The 18188-nt window shown below is 69.0% G+C and carries 16 protein-coding genes; 15 read left to right on the top strand and 1 reads right to left on the bottom strand.

What is annotated here, in order from left to right; all coding sequences use genetic code 11:
- The 6 genes from arc to ABD108_RS10165 are packed head-to-tail and all read left to right on the top strand — an operon-like array spanning position 1 to position 8274.
- Positions 1 to 1722 carry a proteasome ATPase gene (arc, locus tag ABD108_RS10190; RefSeq protein WP_220658823.1) on the top strand — a complete coding sequence of 574 codons (1722 nt, stop codon included), beginning with the start codon at positions 1 to 3 and terminating at the stop codon, positions 1720 to 1722.
- A gap of 57 nt (positions 1723 to 1779) precedes the next feature.
- Positions 1780 to 4386 (top strand): ATP-binding cassette domain-containing protein, encoded by a 2607-nt coding sequence (locus tag ABD108_RS10185; protein ID WP_343930202.1) that lies wholly within the window; start codon positions 1780 to 1782, stop codon positions 4384 to 4386.
- Between the two features lie 24 nt (positions 4387 to 4410).
- Positions 4411 to 5904 (top strand): depupylase/deamidase Dop, encoded by a 1494-nt coding sequence (dop, locus tag ABD108_RS10180; RefSeq protein ID WP_343930201.1) that lies wholly within the window; start codon positions 4411 to 4413, stop codon positions 5902 to 5904.
- Between the two features lie 2 nt (positions 5905 to 5906).
- Positions 5907 to 6368: a nitroreductase family deazaflavin-dependent oxidoreductase gene (locus ABD108_RS10175; RefSeq protein ID WP_343930200.1), complete on the top strand. Its 462-nt coding sequence runs from the start codon at positions 5907 to 5909 to the stop codon at positions 6366 to 6368.
- Positions 6369 to 6427: 59 nt separating this feature from the next.
- Entirely contained in the window at positions 6428 to 7498 is a 1071-nt protein-coding gene (locus tag ABD108_RS10170) for a hypothetical protein (protein ID WP_343930199.1), read from the top strand.
- On the top strand, positions 7489 to 8274 hold the full coding sequence (locus ABD108_RS10165) for a hypothetical protein (protein WP_343930198.1): 786 nt from the start codon (positions 7489 to 7491) through the stop codon (positions 8272 to 8274). The genes ABD108_RS10170 and ABD108_RS10165 overlap by 10 nt, the downstream gene beginning before the upstream one ends.
- Here ABD108_RS10165 and ABD108_RS10160 read toward each other — a convergent pair.
- Complete coding sequence (locus ABD108_RS10160; protein WP_305110594.1) at positions 8268 to 8654, bottom strand: hypothetical protein; 387 nt, start codon at positions 8652 to 8654, stop codon at positions 8268 to 8270. The genes ABD108_RS10165 and ABD108_RS10160 overlap by 7 nt on opposite strands.
- 109 nt (positions 8655 to 8763) lie before the next feature.
- On the opposite strand from ABD108_RS10160, the gene ABD108_RS10155 reads away from it, so the two are divergent.
- From ABD108_RS10155 to ABD108_RS10115, 9 genes are all read left to right on the top strand, one after another.
- A complete protein-coding gene (locus tag ABD108_RS10155; protein ID WP_220658818.1) occupies positions 8764 to 8958 on the top strand; it encodes a ubiquitin-like protein Pup in 195 nt (64 codons plus the stop codon).
- The gene (gene prcB / locus ABD108_RS10150) at positions 8955 to 9743 is read left to right on the top strand and encodes a proteasome subunit beta (RefSeq protein WP_343930197.1); all 789 of its coding nucleotides are present in this window, start codon (positions 8955 to 8957) and stop codon (positions 9741 to 9743) included. Before ABD108_RS10155 ends, prcB begins: the two co-directional genes overlap by 4 nt.
- Positions 9740 to 10489, top strand: coding sequence for a proteasome subunit alpha (gene prcA, locus ABD108_RS10145; protein WP_343930196.1), 750 nt, complete (start codon positions 9740 to 9742; stop codon positions 10487 to 10489). The genes prcB and prcA overlap by 4 nt, the downstream gene beginning before the upstream one ends.
- 217 nt (positions 10490 to 10706) lie before the next feature.
- Positions 10707 to 12065, top strand: a complete 1359-nt coding sequence (gene pafA / locus ABD108_RS10140; RefSeq protein ID WP_220658815.1) for a Pup--protein ligase — start codon at positions 10707 to 10709, stop codon at positions 12063 to 12065.
- A gap of 33 nt (positions 12066 to 12098) precedes the next feature.
- Entirely contained in the window at positions 12099 to 13076 is a 978-nt protein-coding gene (locus ABD108_RS10135) for a helix-turn-helix transcriptional regulator (protein WP_343930195.1), read from the top strand.
- A gap of 26 nt (positions 13077 to 13102) precedes the next feature.
- Complete coding sequence (locus ABD108_RS10130; RefSeq protein ID WP_343930194.1) at positions 13103 to 14047, top strand: helix-turn-helix transcriptional regulator; 945 nt, start codon at positions 13103 to 13105, stop codon at positions 14045 to 14047.
- A gap of 94 nt (positions 14048 to 14141) precedes the next feature.
- Positions 14142 to 14402, top strand: a complete 261-nt coding sequence (tatA, locus tag ABD108_RS10125; protein ID WP_343930193.1) for a Sec-independent protein translocase subunit TatA — start codon at positions 14142 to 14144, stop codon at positions 14400 to 14402.
- A 29-nt stretch (positions 14403 to 14431) separates the two neighbouring features.
- A complete protein-coding gene (gene tatC / locus ABD108_RS10120; protein ID WP_343930192.1) occupies positions 14432 to 15436 on the top strand; it encodes a twin-arginine translocase subunit TatC in 1005 nt (334 codons plus the stop codon).
- Complete coding sequence (locus tag ABD108_RS10115) at positions 15423 to 18176, top strand: DEAD/DEAH box helicase (RefSeq protein WP_220658812.1); 2754 nt, start codon at positions 15423 to 15425, stop codon at positions 18174 to 18176. Before tatC ends, ABD108_RS10115 begins: the two co-directional genes overlap by 14 nt.
- Positions 18177 to 18188 lie beyond the last annotated feature (12 nt).

Below are 18188 nucleotides of genomic sequence, written 5' to 3'. Positions count from 1 at the left end.
GTGACCGAATCCGATTCGACTCGTCCGACGACCCCGGCGTCGTCCTCCCCGTCCGCCGGCTCCGAGGCCGCGCTCCGCGAACGCGTGGACGCGCTGACCACCCGGAACGCGAAGCTGCTCGACACGCTGCGCGATGCGCGGACCCAGTTGCTCACGCTCCGTGAGGAGGTGGAACGCCTCGGCCAGCCCCCGTCGGGCTACGGAGTGCTCCTGGGCACCTTCGAGGACGACACCGTCGATGTCTTCACCTCGGGCCGCAAGATGCGGCTCACCTGTTCACCGAACCTCGACGTGGCCTCGTTCGAGATCGGCCAGACGGTGCGCCTCAACGAGGCGCTCACCGTGGTCGAGGCGTGCGATTTCGAAGCCGTGGGCGAGATCTGCACGCTCCGCGAGATCCTCGACGACGGTACGCGCGCCCTGGTCGTCGGCCACGCCGACGAGGAGCGCGTGGTCCGCCTGTCCGCGCCACTGGCGCTGCAGACCGGCGATCAGCAGGGCGACGACGAGTTCGGTGTCCCGAAGCGCAAGCTGCGCGTGGGCGATTCGCTGCTCGTGGACACGAAGGCGGGCTACGCCTTCGAGCGCATTCCGAAGGCCGAGGTCGAAGACCTGGTGCTGGAGGAGGTGCCTGATGTGGACTACTCCGACATCGGTGGCCTGGGCCGGCAGATCGAACTGATCCGCGATGCGGTGGAGCTGCCCTTCCTGCACAAGGATCTGTTCAAGGAGTACTCACTGCGTCCGCCCAAGGGCGTGCTGCTGTACGGACCTCCCGGCAACGGCAAGACGCTGATCGCGAAGGCCGTCGCGAACTCGCTGGCCAAGAAGATCGCCGAGATCCGCGGCGAGGACTCGCGCGAGGTGAAGTCCTACTTCCTCAACATCAAGGGCCCCGAGCTGCTCAACAAGTTCGTCGGCGAGACCGAGCGGCACATCCGCCTGATCTTCCAGCGGGCCCGCGAGAAGGCCTCCGAGGGCACGCCCGTCATCGTCTTCTTCGACGAGATGGACTCGATCTTCCGCACCCGCGGCTCGGGCGTCAGCTCCGATGTCGAGACCACCGTGGTCCCGCAGCTGCTCAGCGAGATCGACGGCGTCGAGGGCCTGGAGAACGTGATCGTGATCGGCGCGTCCAACCGCGAGGACATGATCGATCCCGCGATCCTGCGGCCCGGCCGCCTGGACGTGAAGATCAAGATCGAGCGTCCCGACGCCGAGGGCGCGATCGACATCTTCTCCAAGTACCTCACGCCGGAACTGCCGATCCACGAGGAGGATCTCGCCGAGTTCGGCGGCGATCGCGAGGCGTGCGTGCGGGCGATGATCGAGCGGGTCGTGGAGCGGATGTACGCCGAGACCGACGACAACCGGTTCCTGGAGGTGACCTACGCCAATGGCGACAAGGAGGTCATGTACTTCAAGGACTTCAACTCCGGCGCGATGATCCAGAACGTGGTGGACCGGGCCAAGAAGCACGCGATCAAGGGCTTCCTGGAGACCGGACAGCCCGGCCTGCGGATCTCCCACCTGCTGGAATCGATCGTCGACGAGTTCGCCGAGAACGAGGATCTGCCCAACACCACCAACCCGGACGATTGGGCGCGGATCTCCGGCAAGAAGGGCGAGCGGATCGTGTACATCCGCACGCTGGTCACCGGGAAGAACGCCAGCGCCTCGCGCGCGATCGACACGGAGAGCAGCACGGGTCAGTACTTGTAAGCGCAACAAGCGTCACGTAAGCGCCGGACAAGACGGACGTCTTTATAGTGATGCGTGATGAGTACTGATACGGGCGTTCTGACCGTCACCGTCGATGGCCGGACGTTGACCTTCGCGCCGGGCAAGACGGTGACCTTCGGCCGCACCCTGGAATCGGATGTGACGATCAACCACCCGCTGGTGTCGCGCACCCACGCGGTGGCCACGATGACGCCCACGGGCTGGGTGCTGACGGATCGCAGCACCAACGGTGTGTTCGTCGCGGGTGTCCGCCGCCCGACGGTGGCTTTGAACGGGGCGCAGTCGCTGATGTTCGGCGATCCGCGCACCGGTGCGGCGGTGGCCGTCGCGGCGAACGGACGTCCGCCGGTGGCGTCCGGTCCGTCCTCGCAGCCGGTGTCGGGCTCGTCGAATCCGCCGGTGCCGCAGCCGCCGCGCAGCAACCCCGTGCGGTCCACGCCGCCGGTGTCGAACCCGTCGCAGCCCGCGACCGGGGCGCCGCAGGGGATGCCCTCGGCGCAGCGCCCGCCGTCGGCTCCGAAGCCGCTGCCGCCCCGGCCGCAGCAGCCCGCGCCGCCGAGCCGCCCCGCCCCGTCGCAGCCGGCCCCGGCGCCGCAGTCACGGCCGGTCTCGGCGGCCTCCGAGCTCGCGCCGCATCTGCGGGCGATGGCCGGGAACACCGGACTGTTCCAAGCGGCCCCGATCCCCGCGCCGCGCGCCGGCGGCGGTGAGCTGTCGATTGGCCGCACCCCGGACAACGACCTCGTGATCCCCGACATGCTGGTCTCGCGGAGGCACGCGCGACTGCTCACCGGAGCCCAGGGCCTGGTCATCGAGGATCTGCATTCGGCGAACGGTACCCAGGTCAACGGCAGGCGGATCACCGGCCCCACCTCGCTGCGCGACGGCGACGTGGTCACGGTGGGCAACTCCGACCTCGTGGTCGACAACGGCCGGCTCACCCGGCCGCGCCCCCAGGAGTTCGCCGGTGCCGGCCTCGCGGTGCAGGGCATCACGCTCACCGTCGAGGGCAACAAGACGCTGCTCAACGGCGTCGATTTCCGTGCCGCCCCGGGCACGCTCACCGCGGTGATCGGCCCCTCGGGCGCCGGCAAGTCGACGGTGTCCCGGGTGGTCTCGGGTGCGGTGACGCCGACCGCCGGGCGGGTCGAGTTCGAGGGCCGCGATGTGCACCGCGATTACGACGCGATGCGCTCCCGCATCGGCATGGTGCCGCAGGACGATGTGCTGCACCGCCAGCTCACGCTGCAGCAGGCCCTCGGCTACGCCGCGGAACTGCGGCTGCCGCCCGATATGTCGAAGGCCGACCGCGAGCAGGTGATCGACGGTGTGCTGGCCGAGCTGCAGCTCACCGAGCACAAGAAGACGCGCGTCGATCGCCTGTCCGGTGGCCAGCGCAAGCGCGCCTCGGTGGCGATGGAGCTGCTCACGGGCCCGTCGCTGCTGATCCTCGACGAGCCGACCTCGGGCCTCGACCCCGCACTCGACCGGCAGGTGATGCAGACCCTGCGGCGCCTCGCCGACGCCGGCCGCGTGGTGATCGTGGTGACGCACTCGCTCACGCACATCGACATGTGCGATCAGGTGTTGCTGCTGGCTCCCGGCGGCAAGACCGCGTACTGCGGTTCGCCGAAGGGCGTCCAGGCGGCGATGGGTACCAGCGACTGGGCCGAGATCTTCGATTTCGTCGCCAAGCAGCCCGATGTCGCGTGGCAGCGGTACCGGTCGGCGCATCCGGCGCCGCCCCCGCCCGCGCCGACGGGTGCGCCACCCACTCCGACGAAGGCGCCGAAGACCTCCACCCGCAAACAGCTGTCGGTGGTGGCGCGGAGACAGATCCGGCTGATCCTGGCCGACCGCGGCTACCTGGTGTTCCTCCTGCTGATGCCGATCGCGCTCGGCGGCATCACCCTGCTCGTGCCCGCCGAACGCGGACTCGCGGGCTTGGCGCCGGGGGAGACCACGGGCGGTCCGGCGATGATCCTGGTGCTGTTGGTGGTGGGCGCCTGCTTCATGGGCGCGGCGCTCACCTCCCGCGATCTGGTGAGTGAGCGACCGATCTACCAGCGCGAACGCGCCGTCGGGCTCAGCCCGGGGGCGTACCTCTCGGCGAAGACGCTGGTGTACTTCGTCGCCGCCGCGATCCAGGCGGCCATCATGATGGGCATCGTGCTGGCGGGCGTCGAGCATCCGAGCACGCAGGGTGCGGTGTTCAAGAACGCCTCGGTCGAGCTGGTGCTCGACATCGTGGTGCTGGCCTGTGTGTCCACCCTGGTGGGCCTGTTGATCTCGGCGTTCGCGAAGTCGAGCGAGCAGGTGATGCCGCTGCTGGTGGTGGTGATCATGGTGCAGCTGGTGATGAGTGGAGGCCTGTTCGGCCTGCACGGTCGCACCGGGCTGGAGCAGGTGTCCTGGCTGTTCCCCTCGCGGTGGGGTTTCGCGGCGAGCGCCTCGTCGATCGATCTGCAGAAGGTCACCTCGATCCCGGATCCGGCGAATCCCGCTGTGCAGAAGGTGACCACGGCCGATCCGCTGTGGGATCCGTACCCCGAGAACTGGGCGCTGGCGATCGGCGCGCTCGTGGTGATGGGGGCCGTGTTCTGGGCGGTCACGTGGTTCCGGATCTCGCGGAAGTCGAACTGACCGCACACCGATAGGCTGGGCCGTATGCAACGCATCATCGGTACCGAGGTCGAGTACGGCATCTCCGCTCCGAAGGATCCCGGAGCGAACCCGATCCTCACCTCCACCCAGGCGGTGCTCGCGTACGCGGCGGCCGCGGCCGTGCCCCGGGCCAAGCGCACCCGCTGGGATTACGACCTGGAGTCGCCGCTGCGGGATGCGCGCGGTTTCGATCTGGGGCGCAACGCCGGTCCGGCGCCGATCATCGACGCCGATGAGATCGGCGCCGCGAACATGATCCTCACCAACGGCGCCCGGCTCTACGTGGACCATGCGCATCCCGAGTACTCGGCGCCCGAGGTGACCGATCCGCTCGATGCGGTGATCTGGGACAAGGCCGGGGAGCGGGTGATGGAGGCGGCCGCGCGGTACGCCTCGACGGTGCCGGGTGCGCCCGCATTGCAGTTGTACAAGAACAACATCGACGGCAAGGGCGCCTCGTACGGCACGCACGAGAACTACCTCATGCGCCGCGACACGCCGTTCACGGCGATCGTCACCGGTCTGACGCCCTTCTTCGTGACCCGGCAGATCTTCACCGGCAGCGGCCGCGTCGGCATCGGGGCCAACGGCGACGAGCCCGGCTTCCAGTTGTCGCAGCGCGCCGACTACATCGAGGTCGAGGTGGGCCTGGAGACCACGCTCAAGCGGGGCATCATCAACACCCGCGATGAGCCGCACGCCGATCCGGACAAGTACCGCCGCCTGCACGTGATCATCGGCGATGCGAACCTCGCCGAGACCTCCACCTACCTCAAGGTGGGGACGTCGTCGCTGGTACTGGACCTGATCGAGGCCGGTGTGGACCTCTCCGATCTGCAGCTGGCCGCCCCGGTCACCGCGGTGCACCAGGTATCGCGGGATCTGTCCCTCAAGGCCCCGCTCGAACTGGCGGACGGCCGGCAGCTCACGGCGCTGCAGATCCAGCGGATCTACGCCGAGCGGGTCGGGAAGTTCCTGGAGGGCTCCGAGGACGCGCGTGCGCTCGACGTGCACGCGACGTGGGTCCGGGTGCTCGACACATTGGAAGACGATCCGATGCTGCTCGCCGACACCCTGGATTGGCCCGCGAAACTGCGGCTGCTGGAAGGCATCCGGCAGCGCGAGGGGCTCGGCTGGGCTGCGTCGAAGCTCGCGCTGGTGGATCTGCAGTACTCGGACGTACGGCTCGACAAGGGCCTGTACAACCGGCTCGTGGCGCGCGGCTCGATGAAACGCCTGGTGAACGAGGAGCAGGTCATGGCCGCCGTCACCACGCCGCCGGAGAGCACGCGCGCCTACTTCCGCGGTGAGTGCATGCGCCGCTTCGGCACCGAGGTCGCGGCCGCCAGCTGGGATTCGGTGATCTTCGACGTGGGTGCCGACTCGTTGGTCCGCATCCCCACTCTGGAACCGTTGCGCGGCACCAAGGACCACGTGGGCGCCTTGCTCGACGGCGCCGCCACGGCCCGCGAACTCGTCGACTCCCTGAAGGGCTGATCATGGACATCACGCGCGAACTGTCGAAGGCGTACGCCAAGGCTTTCCCGAAGGTTCTGGAGGCGCACGGTGAGCTGTACGTGCGCTCGGGCGGCCGGATCGGCCACAAGCTGCTCTTCGGGGTACCCAGCCTGATCATCCGGACCGTCGGCGCGAAGACGGGGGAGCCGCGGACCACCGTGCTCACCTACGTCAAGGACGGTGAGGACTACATTGTGGTCGCCTCAATGGGCGGCGCCCCGCGCAATCCCGCCTGGTACCACAACATCGTCAAGGCCGGCACCGTGAACGTTCAGGTGGGCACCGATTCCTTCCCGGCCACCGTGACGGCGCTCCTGCCGGGCGACGACGACTACCAGCGGCTGTGGGATCTCGCCGATTCCAACAACGGCGGCCGCTACGCGGCGTACCAGCGCAAGACCAGTCGCCCGATCCCGGTGGTCCGGCTGCGCCCTGTGGCCTGACCATTCCTAGGTCGCCGACTTCACTACGATATTATCAATAGTGAATATCGGGGGCCTGAGTGCTGCCGATCACGCAGATCGGCGGGGAGATGCGAACGGTAACAGTCCGAGGCGGAATCGGGTGGTTCGGCGCGCTCGCCGTGCTCACGATCGGAGGATGCGTCACGCTCGCGGCGATTCTGATCGGCCAGATCGCAGCCTACGGCGCCACTTTCCCGGCGTTCCTATCCCTGTTCATCGTGGTCCTGGCTCCGGCAGCGCGCCCCCTACCTTTCCTGTGGCGCATCGGGCGCCGGGGTATCGGACGCCGCCTCCGGCTCACCCCTGAGACTGTCGAGTTGCGTACGGTCGGCGGTGAAACGCGCACAGTGCCGTGGTCCTCGGTGAGCCGTATCGACTACGGCTACGACGACGGTGGCGGCTTGCCGGTGTGGCACCTGTGGACCTTTCACCTCCGTGGCGAGCCCGCCGTGCAGGTGACCTATCCGATCGGCGTTCCGCAGCGTCCCACGCACGTACGCCGGGCGATCGCCACGTTCGCGCCGGCAGTGACAGTCCATGGCTCGTGGCGGGAACCGGAACCCCAGCCGGGGCATGCCATAGCTCCTGAGAGTGCCGGCACCACACCGGCCCCGCCCACGTCGGCACTCGTCGTCCGCAGCCGCTTCGGTGCGCTCTTCCTTCTCGGTGTGGTCGGAAGTGCTGCGAGCTTGCTCCTGTTCATCACCGGGCTTTCGTTGGCGCTGAATCCACCCGCCGACACATGGGACCTGTGGGCCGCGGTGGTGGTAATCGCTTTTGCGGGCGTCTTCGCGTGCGCGGCCCTGTCGCTCCGCATCGTCCGCGCCGGTCGACGGCCGCACATGTGGCTGACCGCTCACGAGATCGGTTTCCGCACCGCCGACACCGAGCGGGAGGGCCGCGCACCACTCGAGACACTCAGCCGGGTTCAGTACGAGAACGACGATGCTCGTGGGTTCGTCTACACGCATCGATGGATCCTCACCTTCACCGACCGCCCACCGGTCACGATCGTCTATCCCGCGGGGGCGAGCCCGCAGCCGTGGCGAATCCGTCGAGCGCTTCGGCGCCTCGCGACCGGCGTCGAGGTTTCCGGCGGGTGGTGGTGAAGGGGCGGCACCAGGCTCGGCGCCCGGAAGAGGCGTTCGGGTACGTGCCACTGGCCCCCGAGGATCCGGCAGCGGCTCCCACTCGGACGCTGCGGTTCTGGCTCACCCGGATCGGCGGTGTAATCACGGTGATCGGTGGCGGGATCATGGTGACCGGCCTGCTGCGCGGCGAGGACACCGACATCGGAGCTTTGGTGTACGCGGGATGTCTCACCCTCTTCGGATTGGCGGCGTTCTGGGGCGCTGCGGCTTTCGGCGGGCGGATCGATGCACCGACCCCCGCACCGCCGGCACCTCCCGGCGCTGTCCGGGTGCGCGGCCGGCTCGGAGTCCAGTTCTTCGCGGTCGTCGTCTTCCTTGCGGCGTTCCTCGCCAGGTCGGCGAGCATGGTCACAACAGCGATCGACGAACAGGCCTCCGCCACAGAATTCGGGTTCGCACTGGGCGCCTGCGGCTTTTCCATGGTCCTGTGTGGCTTCTTGGGCATGTTCCTGTTGTCCATGCTGCGTTTCCGCGGCGTGTGGATCTGGTGGGTCGGGGAGGCGGGCGTCGGCGTCGGAGGCCCGGAGAAGTGCGAGAAGTCCTGGACCGAGATCCGACGGATCCGTCATCACGCCGAACGCAACCGTCTCCTCGTGACCTACGTGCACCGGTGGTCGCTCGACCTCGACGACGGCACCGTGATCACGATCGAGTACCCCGCTGAGGCGTCACCGGGATCGTGGCGCGTGAAGCGTGCGATCAGGCGACTCGCGCCGGATATCGACCTTCAGTAGCCGGCGCTGAGCCCGCGGGCGTAGTCGACGCGGTGGAAGGTGTCCTGGACCGCCGCGAAGGACTGCACGGGGATCGCGGTGGTGTACGAACGCCCCTCGGGCCCGAACGCGGTGACCTGCACGAAGCCCTGCGTCTGATCCTCCTTGACCAGCAGGAAGAACAACCCGAGCAGGCAGGTACCCAGCGCGACGACGATGGCGACGATCACGGCCCATGTCGGGGTGACGCGCGTGGTCATGGTCTGATCGGCCACCACCCACTGCGTGCCCTCGATCGGGAACGTGCCGGCGGGCGTGATCACCTCGGTGCGGGTGCAATGGATGTCCCCGATGGTCACGAGCACCGGTTCCGGCAACCCCGGAGGCATGTACGGATCCACGGTTTTCAGCGTACCGATCGGCGGCGTGTACCGGCGCGGTCGAGACCGGGGCCGGTAGGGTTGGACCATCGGGCCGAGCAGCCCGGATGGTCGCTAAGGAGGCAGCGAGATGGCTCAGGAACAGGTCAAGCGTGGTGGCGGCGGCGATGAGGACGACGCCACGGGTGCACCGTCGGGTGCCGGCCAGGAGCGGATCGAGAAGCTGACCGACGAGACCGACGATCTGCTCGACGAGATCGACGACGTGCTCGAGGAGAACGCCGAGGACTTCGTGCGCGCCTACGTGCAGAAGGGCGGCCAGTGACGGCCCTGTCGGGCGGATCGTCGTTCGTCGAGCACCTGGCGGCCGTGGCCCCGGAGGCGCTTCCGGGTCGCCTCGCCGGGCCCGACGGTGCGCGCGACGTTCCGCACGGCACCACGATCGTCGCGCTCAAGTTCGACGGTGGCGTCCTGCTCGCGGGTGACCGCCGCGCCACGATGGGCAATCTCATCGCCCAGCGCGACATCGTCAAGACCTTCGTCACCGATGATCTGACGGCCGTCGGCATCGCCGGAACGGCCGGCATCGCCAAGCAGATCGTCAAGCTGTTCACGGTGGAGTTGGAGCACTACGAGAAGATCGAGGGCGTGCCACTCACGTTCGAGGGCAAGGCCAATCGCCTCGGCGGCATGGTGCGCAGCAACTTCGGTGCCGCGCTGCAGGGTCTCGTCGCGGTGCCCCTGCTGGTCGGCTACGACGAGACCCGCGGCCGGATCGTGTCCTACGACGTGACGGGTGACTGGCACGACGAGATCGAGTATCACGCCATCGGTTCGGGCTCCGCGTGGGCGAAGTCGTCCATCAAGAAGCGGTTCCGGCCCGGCCTCGACGCCGACGGTGCGCTCGACGTCGCGGCCGAGGCCCTGTTCGACGCCGCGGACGACGACACGGCGACGGGCGGCCCGGACGTGCTGCGCAATCTGTACCCCACGGCCATCACCATCACGGCCGACGGTGCGGTCGAGGTGTCCGAGGAGGCCGTGTCGGCGGCGACCGAGCGCGTGATCGCCCGCCGCTCCGCGACGAACCCCGAGGGAGGAGCCCAGTGACGTTCCCGTACTACGCCTCCGCCGAGCAGATCATGCGTGATCGCTCGGAGCTGGCGCGCAAGGGCATCGCCCGGGGCCGCAGCGTGGTGGTCATCAAGTACGCCGACGGTGTGCTGTTCGTGGCCGACAATCCGAGCTCCCTCAACAAGATCAGTGAGATCTACGACCGCATCGGTTTCGCCGCGGTGGGCAAGTACAACGAGTTCGAGTCGCTGCGCCGCGCCGGCATCCAGTTCGCCGATACCCGTGGCTACCAGTACTCGCGCCGCGATGTGACCGGGTGGTCGCTGGCGAACGCCTACGCGTCCACGCTGGGAACCGGGTTCACCGAGCAGGCCAAGCCTTTCGAGGTCGAGCTGTGCGTGGCCGAGGTCGCGGGTCCCGATTCGTCGGGCCCGTCGTCCGCGAGGCTGTACCGCGTGGGCTACGACGGCTCGATCGGCGACGAGAAGGCCTTCATCGTGATGGGCGGACAGACCGAGGCGATCAGCCCGGTGCTCACCGAGGGCTACGAGAACGATCTGGAACTCGGCGCGGCACTGGCGCTCGCTGCGAAGGCGCTCGGAGCCGCGGCACCGTCGAACGGAAACTCCTCCACGTCGGCCTCCACCGAACCGAAGACCTTCGCGGCGGGCGAGCTGGAGGTAGCGGTGCTCGACCGGAACCGTCCTCGTCGCGCCTTCAAGCGCCTGACGGACGATCGGGTCGCCGAGCTGCTGAGTTCCTCTGCGGAGGCGAGCGACTAACGCGCCACGCCCTACTAACGGCCCCTCCCTCGGAACGGGACGCAGTACTGCGAGCGATCCGCGAATCCGACACGAGGTTCGCGACCGCCTCGACGGGATTCGGAGTTGGGCGGATTCGCACGGCTGACGTGCGCGCATCGCGATCGCCGATGGGTCGTCGAGCCCCGTAGCGACGAGCCGACGACGGCGCCCCTCTCGGGCGGGGTATGTTCGAGAAGTGCAGCGGCGAATCATGGGAATCGAGACCGAGTTCGGTGTCACGTGCACCTTCCACGGGCACCGTCGGCTGAGCCCCGACGAGATCGCCCGGTACCTGTTCCGGCGGGTGGTCTCCTGGGGCCGCAGCTCGAACGTCTTCCTGCAGAACGGCTCGCGCCTCTACCTCGACGTGGGCAGCCACCCCGAGTACGCCACCGCGGAGTGCGACTCCGTGCTCCAGCTGGTCACGCACGACAAGGCGGGCGAGCGCGTCCTGGAGGACCTGCTGCTCGACGCCGAGCAGCGGCTGCAGGACGAGGGCATCGGCGGCGACATCTACCTGTTCAAGAACAACACCGATTCGGCGGGCAACTCCTACGGCTGCCACGAGAACTTCCTCGTCGGCCGCGTGGGCGAGTTCTCCCGCATCGCCGACGTGCTGCTGCCCTTCCTGGTGACCCGGCAGTTGATCTGCGGCGCCGGCAAGGTGCTGCTCACCCCGAAGACGGCCACGTACTGCCTCAGCCAGCGCGCCGAACACATCTGGGAGGGCGTCTCCAGCGCCACCACCCGCAGCCGACCGATCATCAACACCCGCGACGAGCCGCACGCCGACGCCGAGAAGTACCGCCGCCTGCACGTGATCGTGGGCGATTCCAACATGTCCGAGACCACCACCATGCTCAAGGTGGGCACCGCCACCCTCGTGCTGGAGATGATCGAGGCGGGCGTGCAGTTCCGCGACTTCTCGCTGGACAATCCGATCCGGGCGATCCGCGAGGTCAGCCACGACACCACCGGCCGGCACGAGGTGCGCCTGGCGGGGGGGCGCCAGGCGGGCGCGCTGGACATCCAGCGCGAGTACTACTCCAAGGCCGTCGAGTACCTGACCACCCGTGAGCCCGACGAGCAGCTGAACCGCGTCGTCGACCTGTGGGGGCGCACCCTCGACGCCGTCGAGTCGCAGGACTTCAGCGGCGTCGACACCGAGATCGACTGGGTGATCAAGCGCAAGCTCTTCCAGCGGTACCAGGACAAGTACTCGATGGACCTGTCGGATCCGAAGATCGCGCAGCTCGATCTGGCGTACCACGACATCAAGCGCGGCCGCGGCGTCTTCGACCTGCTGCAGCGGCGCGGGCTGGCCGCCCGGATCACCACCGATGCGGAGGTGGACGCCGCGGTCAACACGCCTCCGCAGACCACCCGGGCCAAGCTGCGCGGCGATTTCATCACCGCCGCCCAGGCCGCGAACCGCGACTTCACTGTCGACTGGGTACACCTCAAGCTCAACGACCAGGCGCAGCGCACCGTGCTGTGCAAGGACCCCTTCCGCAACGTCGACGAGCGGGTGGAAAGGCTGATCGCGTCGATGTGAGCGATTCGGACTCCTAGAACGTAAGATCGACACGTGGCGACTTCGCGTATCGAGCGCTTGACGAACCTGGTGATCTGCCTGCTGTCCACGCGGTTCCCGGTGGATCGGGACTACATCCGTGCCAACGTGGCGGGCTACGACCGCGACTCCGACGACGATGCCTTCGAGCGGATGTTCGAGCGCGATAAGGCGGATCTGCGTGAGTTGGGCGTGCCGATCGAGGTGGCGCCGATCTCGCGGATCAACTCCACGCAGGGCTACCGCATCGCCTTCGACGACTACGCGCTCGGCGATGTCGACCTCGACCCCGAGGAAGCCACCGCCGTGGCCGTGGCCGCGGCCATGTGGCAGTCGCCCGAGATGTCGTCGGCGGCGCAGTCCGCGGTGCAGAAGCTCCGGGCCGGTGGCCTTGATGTGGACGGCCCCGGCGCGGGCGTCGGCCCGGCCCTGGCTCCGGACCGCGGGGCCGAGGCAGCGCTCATCGCGATGCTCGAGGGCATCGATCGCCGCCGCCTCGTCTCCTTCGCCCACCGCGCCAACCCGACGCAGCCCTTCCTCGATCGCACCCTGCATCCGTGGGGCGTGGTCACCTTCCGCGGCAACGCCTACGCGGTGGGCCACGATGTGGACCGCGGCGCCGTCCGCACGTTCAAGTTGTCCCGGGTGCGCGGGGGAGCGGTGCTCGACCGTCCCGCCACCGTCCGGCCGCCCGAGGATTTCGACCTGCACGCCCACGTGGTGGCCACCGTCGCCGAGCGCGATCCGGTGGGCACCGCGCGACTGTGGGTGGCCCGCGGCCGCGGCGACGGCCTGCGCCGTCTCGCATCTGCCCAGGCCGATGCCGACTTCCGGGGCCGCCCGGGCACCGAGCTCACCGTGGAGGTGCGGTCGGTGGACGCGCTGGCCCGCGAGGTCACCGGACTCGGGCCCGATGCGGTGGTGTTCGAGCCCGACGGCCTCCGCGATGCGGTGACCGGCCGCCTCACGGCCCTCGCGGGAGCCGCCCGATGAATCAGCCGAAGCAACCGAGCCGACAGATGCAGCGACTGGCGCGATGGCTCAACGTGATCCCGTACTTCCGCACGCACCCCGACGCCGATCTCGACCGCGCCGCGGCCGATCTCGGGGTCACGGTGGCGCAGCTCCGCAAGGACCTCACCGGCCTGACGATGTGCGGGCTACCCGGCATGTACCCGGGCGACCTCATCGAGATCGACTACGACGAATCCGGTGTCGACATCGGGTTCAGCGCCCGGATCGACCGCCCGCTCAAGCTGACCGGCGCCGAGGCCGCGTCGCTGCTGTTGGCCCTGCGCGGGCTGGCGGATTCGCCCGGCGTGGCCGATCCGGCGGCGGTGCTGCGCGCGATCGCCAAGCTCGAGGCCGCGGTGGCGGGTGCGGGGCGCGACACGGTGGCCTCGATCAACGGCGCCCGCACCGAGAACGACCGCGACACCGAGATCGCCGCCGCGGTGCACTCCGCGCTGCGAGACGGCCGTGCGCTGCACCTGCGGTACTACTCGGCCACCCGGGACACCACCACCGAACGCGATGTGGACCCGATCGCCGTGGACACCTTCGACGGGCACACCTACCTGCAGGCCTGGTGCCGCCGCAGCGAGGGGCTGCGCATGTTCCGGCTGGACCGGATCGACGAGGCGCGCGTGCTCGACGAGCCCTCCCGAGTCCCCGAGCACGTCGAGCCCGCGTCCGGATTGTTCGACGGAGCCGCGGCCGACGACCTGACCATCGCGACCGTCGATGTGGCCCCCGGGGCGGCCTGGGCGCTGGAGTACCACCCGTTCACCGTGGTGGGCGACGGTCCGGACGGCGCGGTCACCGCGACGATGCCGTACGCGACCGAGTCGTGGATGGTGCGCTTCGTGTTGAGCTTCGGCGGCGAGCTGACGGTGCGCGAACCCGCATCGCTGGCCGCAGCGGTGGCGGAACGCGCCGCCGCGGGCCTGGCGAACTATTCATGAACTGGACACCCACGGCGCGCGGCCGTACGGCGGGAGTACCGCGCGGTGTCCGGTACGCTGGAAGAAGAGAATTGCGCGCGAGCAAGGAGAGATCGTGAACTTCTGGGCACATCCCTGGGCGTGGGTCATCATCGCCGTCGTCCTCCTCATCATGTTCGGCGGCAAGAAGCTGCCGGATGCCGCGCGTGGCCTCGGCCGCTCGATGCGCATCTTCAAGAGCGAGATGGACGAGATGAAGACCGAGGGCACGAAGGCCGACGCCGATAGGGCGCAGCAGTCGGCACCCCAGGTCACCGACAAGCCGATCGACGTGCAGACCGTCGATCCGCAGGAGGCCGACCGCAAGTCGGCCTGACGGGGCGGAACGGCCCCGGAAAGCACCCCGTGAAGATTCCGTTCGATCCGCGGCGGCGCCGCGCCGTCGTCAATCCCGACGGCACCATGTCGATCGTGGAGCACCTGTACGAGCTCCGGACCCGCATGCTCCTGGCGCTCCTCGCGATCACCGTGACCTCGGTGATCGGCTTCTTCTGGTACACCAACCCCATGTTCGGACTGCCGTCGACGGGCGAGATCCTCCGCGGCCCGTACTGCGAGGTGCCCTCGCAGTACCGCGCGAACCTCGGTAGCGAGGATTGCCGCCTGCTCGCCACCGGCGCGTTCGACCAGATCGCGCTGCGCTTGAAGGTCGCGATCACCGTTGGCGTGATCCTGGCGGCCCCGTTCTGGCTGTACCAACTGTGGGCCTTCATCGTGCCCGCGCTGCACCGCAGCGAGAAGCGCTACGCCGTGGGCTTCGTGGCCGTGGGCGCCACGCTGTTCATCGCCGGCGCCGCCCTCGCGTACTTCCTGGTGGCGCACGCCTTCGAGTTCCTGCTCAAGATCGGTAGCGATGTCCAGATCACGGCGCTGCAGGGTGATCAGTACTTCTCGTTCGTCCTGAACGCGCTCATCATCTTCGGCGTCAGTTTCGAGATGCCGCTGCTGATCGTGATGCTCAACCTGGTGGGAATCCTGCCGTACGCGAAGCTGAAGAAGTGGCGCCGCGGCCTGCTGATGTCGATGTTCATCTTCGCGGCCGTGATCACGCCGGCGCAGGACCCGCTGTCGATGCTCGCTCTGGGCGCCGCGCTGGCGGTGCTGCTCGAACTGTCCATCCAGTGGTGCCGGTTCCACGACAAGCTCAAGAGCCGCAAGCAGAAGAACACGGACGGGTGGGACGGCGACATCGACGACGAGAGCGCCTCGCCGACGCCGGCCGCACCGCAGCCGATCGGGGCGTCCGGCGCACCGTCGGCCAGCGGAACGGTGGGAGCATCCGCGATCGCCGCACCCGAGAAGCTGATGCAGACCTCGATCCCGCGTTCGGGGCTCGATGACGTCCTCTGAGCTGGAGCTGTTCGCCGAACGCCTCGATTTCACCCTGGATCCGTTCCAGCGCGACGGCTGCACCGCGCTCGAGGCCGGACACGGTGTGCTGGTGTGCGCGCCCACCGGCGCGGGTAAGACGGTGGTCGGCGAGTTCGCCGTGCATCTGGCCCTCGCGGGCGGGACGAAGTGCTTCTACACCACGCCGATCAAGGCGCTGTCGAACCAGAAGTACGCGGAATTGGTGGCCCGCTACGGCGCCGACAAGGTGGGCCTGCTCACCGGCGATACGTCGATCAACTCGCACGCGCCCGTGGTCGTGATGACCACCGAGGTGCTGCGCAACATGCTGTACGCGGATTCACCCACGTTGGACGCGCTGAGCCACGTGGTGATGGACGAGGTGCACTACCTCGCCGACCGGTTCCGCGGCGCGGTCTGGGAGGAGGTGATCCTGCACCTTCCCGGTGATGTGCGGCTCGTGAGTCTTTCGGCCACGGTCTCCAACGCCGAGGAGTTCGGTGCGTGGATCACCGAGGTCCGCGGCGATACCACCGTGATCGTCGACGAGAAGCGTCCCGTGCCGCTGTGGCAGCACATGTTGGTGGGCCGCCGGCTCTTCGATCTGTTCGACACCAATGCGATCCGCGCCGCGCAGGAGTCCGGCGGCAAGAACGCGCTCGTCCTCGACGCCGACCTGGTGCGTTACGTGAAGCAGCGCGAGGCCCTCGACCGCAGCCACGACCCCGGCATCGTCAGCCGTACCGGCCGGCGTGCCGGACGGGGCCGCTCACACCAGACGCGGCGCCCCATCCCGCGTCCCGATGTGATCGCACTGCTGGACGCCGAGGGACTGCTCCCCGCGATCACCTTCGTCTTCTCCCGGGCGGGGTGCGAGCAGGCGCTCACCCAGTGCCTGCGGTCACCGGTGGTGCTCACCACGCAGGAGCAGGCCGAGGAGATCGGCGCCATCATCGACAAGCACGTGGCCGAGTTCTCGCCGGCCGACCTCGAACTGCTGGGATTCGAGGAGTGGCGGGCCGCCCTCACCCGGGGGTTCGCCGCGCATCACGCGGGCATGCTGCCGGCCTTCCGGCACGCGGTGGAGGAGCTGTTCGTCAAGGGTCTGGTGCGCGCGGTCTTCGCGACCGAGACCCTGGCGCTGGGTATCAACATGCCCGCCCGCACCGTGGTCCTCGAACGGCTGGTGAAGTTCAACGGCGAGACCCACAACGAGCTCACACCGGGGGAGTACACGCAGCTGACCGGCCGCGCCGGGCGGCGCGGTATCGACGTCGAGGGGCACGCGGTGGTGCTCTGGCAGACCGGCGTGCGCCCGCAGGAGGTGGCCGGCCTCGCCGGCGCGCGCACCTTCCCGCTGGTCAGCTCGTTCACCCCCGGGTACAACATGTCGATCAACCTCGTCGACCGCCTTGGGCGTGCCGGGGCCCAGAAACTGCTCGAAGCCAGCTTCGCCCAGTTCCAGGCCGACCGGTCCGTGGTCGGCCTCGCCAAGCGCGTGCAGCGCGGTGAGAAGGAACTCGATCAGCTCCGCACCCAGATCACCGACGCCGCGGGCGGCGCCGACTACCTCGAGTACGTGCGGCTGCGCGAGGCCGTCCGCGCCCGCGAGCGCTCGCTGCGCCGGCAACACCTCAGCGACCGCCGCGACGGCGCCGCCACTGCGCTGGGCGAACTGCGCCGCGGCGATGTGATCGCCGTGACCGGCGGTAAGCGGCGCGGCCTGGCCCTGGTGGTGGAACCCTCCGGCGATCGACGCGAGCCGAAGCCGGTGGTGATCACCGAGAGCGGCTGGTCGGGCCGGGTGGGCACGTCCGATTTCGTGGGCGACGTGGCCGTGCTGGGCACCCTGCGCGTGCCGAAGAACGCCGACTACCGGTCCGGTCGCGGCAAACGCGATCTCGCATCCACCCTGCGCAACAGCGGCATCTCGGCGCCGCGCCAACAGGCGAAGGCGCCGCGTCCGGCCGCCAACGACGGTGAGCTCGCCGACCTGCGCGCGCGGATGCGGGCGCACCCCGCCCACACCGGCCAGCGCGCACCCGAACTCGACCGGCTGGCGGAGCGCTACGCGCGGCTCGAACGGGAGACCACGGCCTCCGCGGCCACCGTGCGCGCGACCACGTCGTCATTGGCGGTGACCTTCGAGCGGATCGTTGCCCTGCTCGACGACCGCGGCTACCTGGAGACGGTCGACGACGAGGTGGTGCTCACCGAAGCCGGGCATCGCCTGGCACGGGTGTACAGCGAGTCCGATCTCCTGGTGTGCGAGTGCATCGAGGACGGCGTCTTCGACGGCCTGGCTCCCGCCGAGCTGGCCGCGGTCGTCTCCGCGATGGTCTTCGAATCCCGCGGAGATCGGGGCGGATCGATCCTCACCGGGGAGAAGATCCCCGGCGGCGTGCGGTCCGCGGTGCGCGATGTCGCCGACCGGTGGACGGACATCATCGCCGCCGAGGCCCGGCACCGCCTCGAGCCGAGCCGCGAACCCGATGTGGGTTTCGTGGCCCCGATGTACCAGTGGTCGAGCGGGGGAACCCTGGCAGCCACGCTGATCGCCGCAGGTGAGCGGGGTCAGCCACTGCCCGCCGGCGACTTCGTGCGGTGGTGCCGGCAGGTGATCGACCTGCTCGACCAGATCCGTCAGACCTCGCTCGCGACCCGGCCCGGACTGGCCGCCGTCGCGACCGCGGCGATCGCTGCGATTCGCCGCGGCGTCGTCGCTGAATCCGGTGCCTGATCCGGTACCTTG

The sequence above is a fragment of the Tsukamurella strandjordii genome (assembly GCF_039525985.1).
In the GTDB taxonomy this organism is placed as follows: Bacteria; Actinomycetota; Actinomycetes; order Mycobacteriales; family Mycobacteriaceae; genus Tsukamurella; species Tsukamurella strandjordii.
This window is presented reverse-complemented; position numbering and strand designations above follow the sequence as displayed.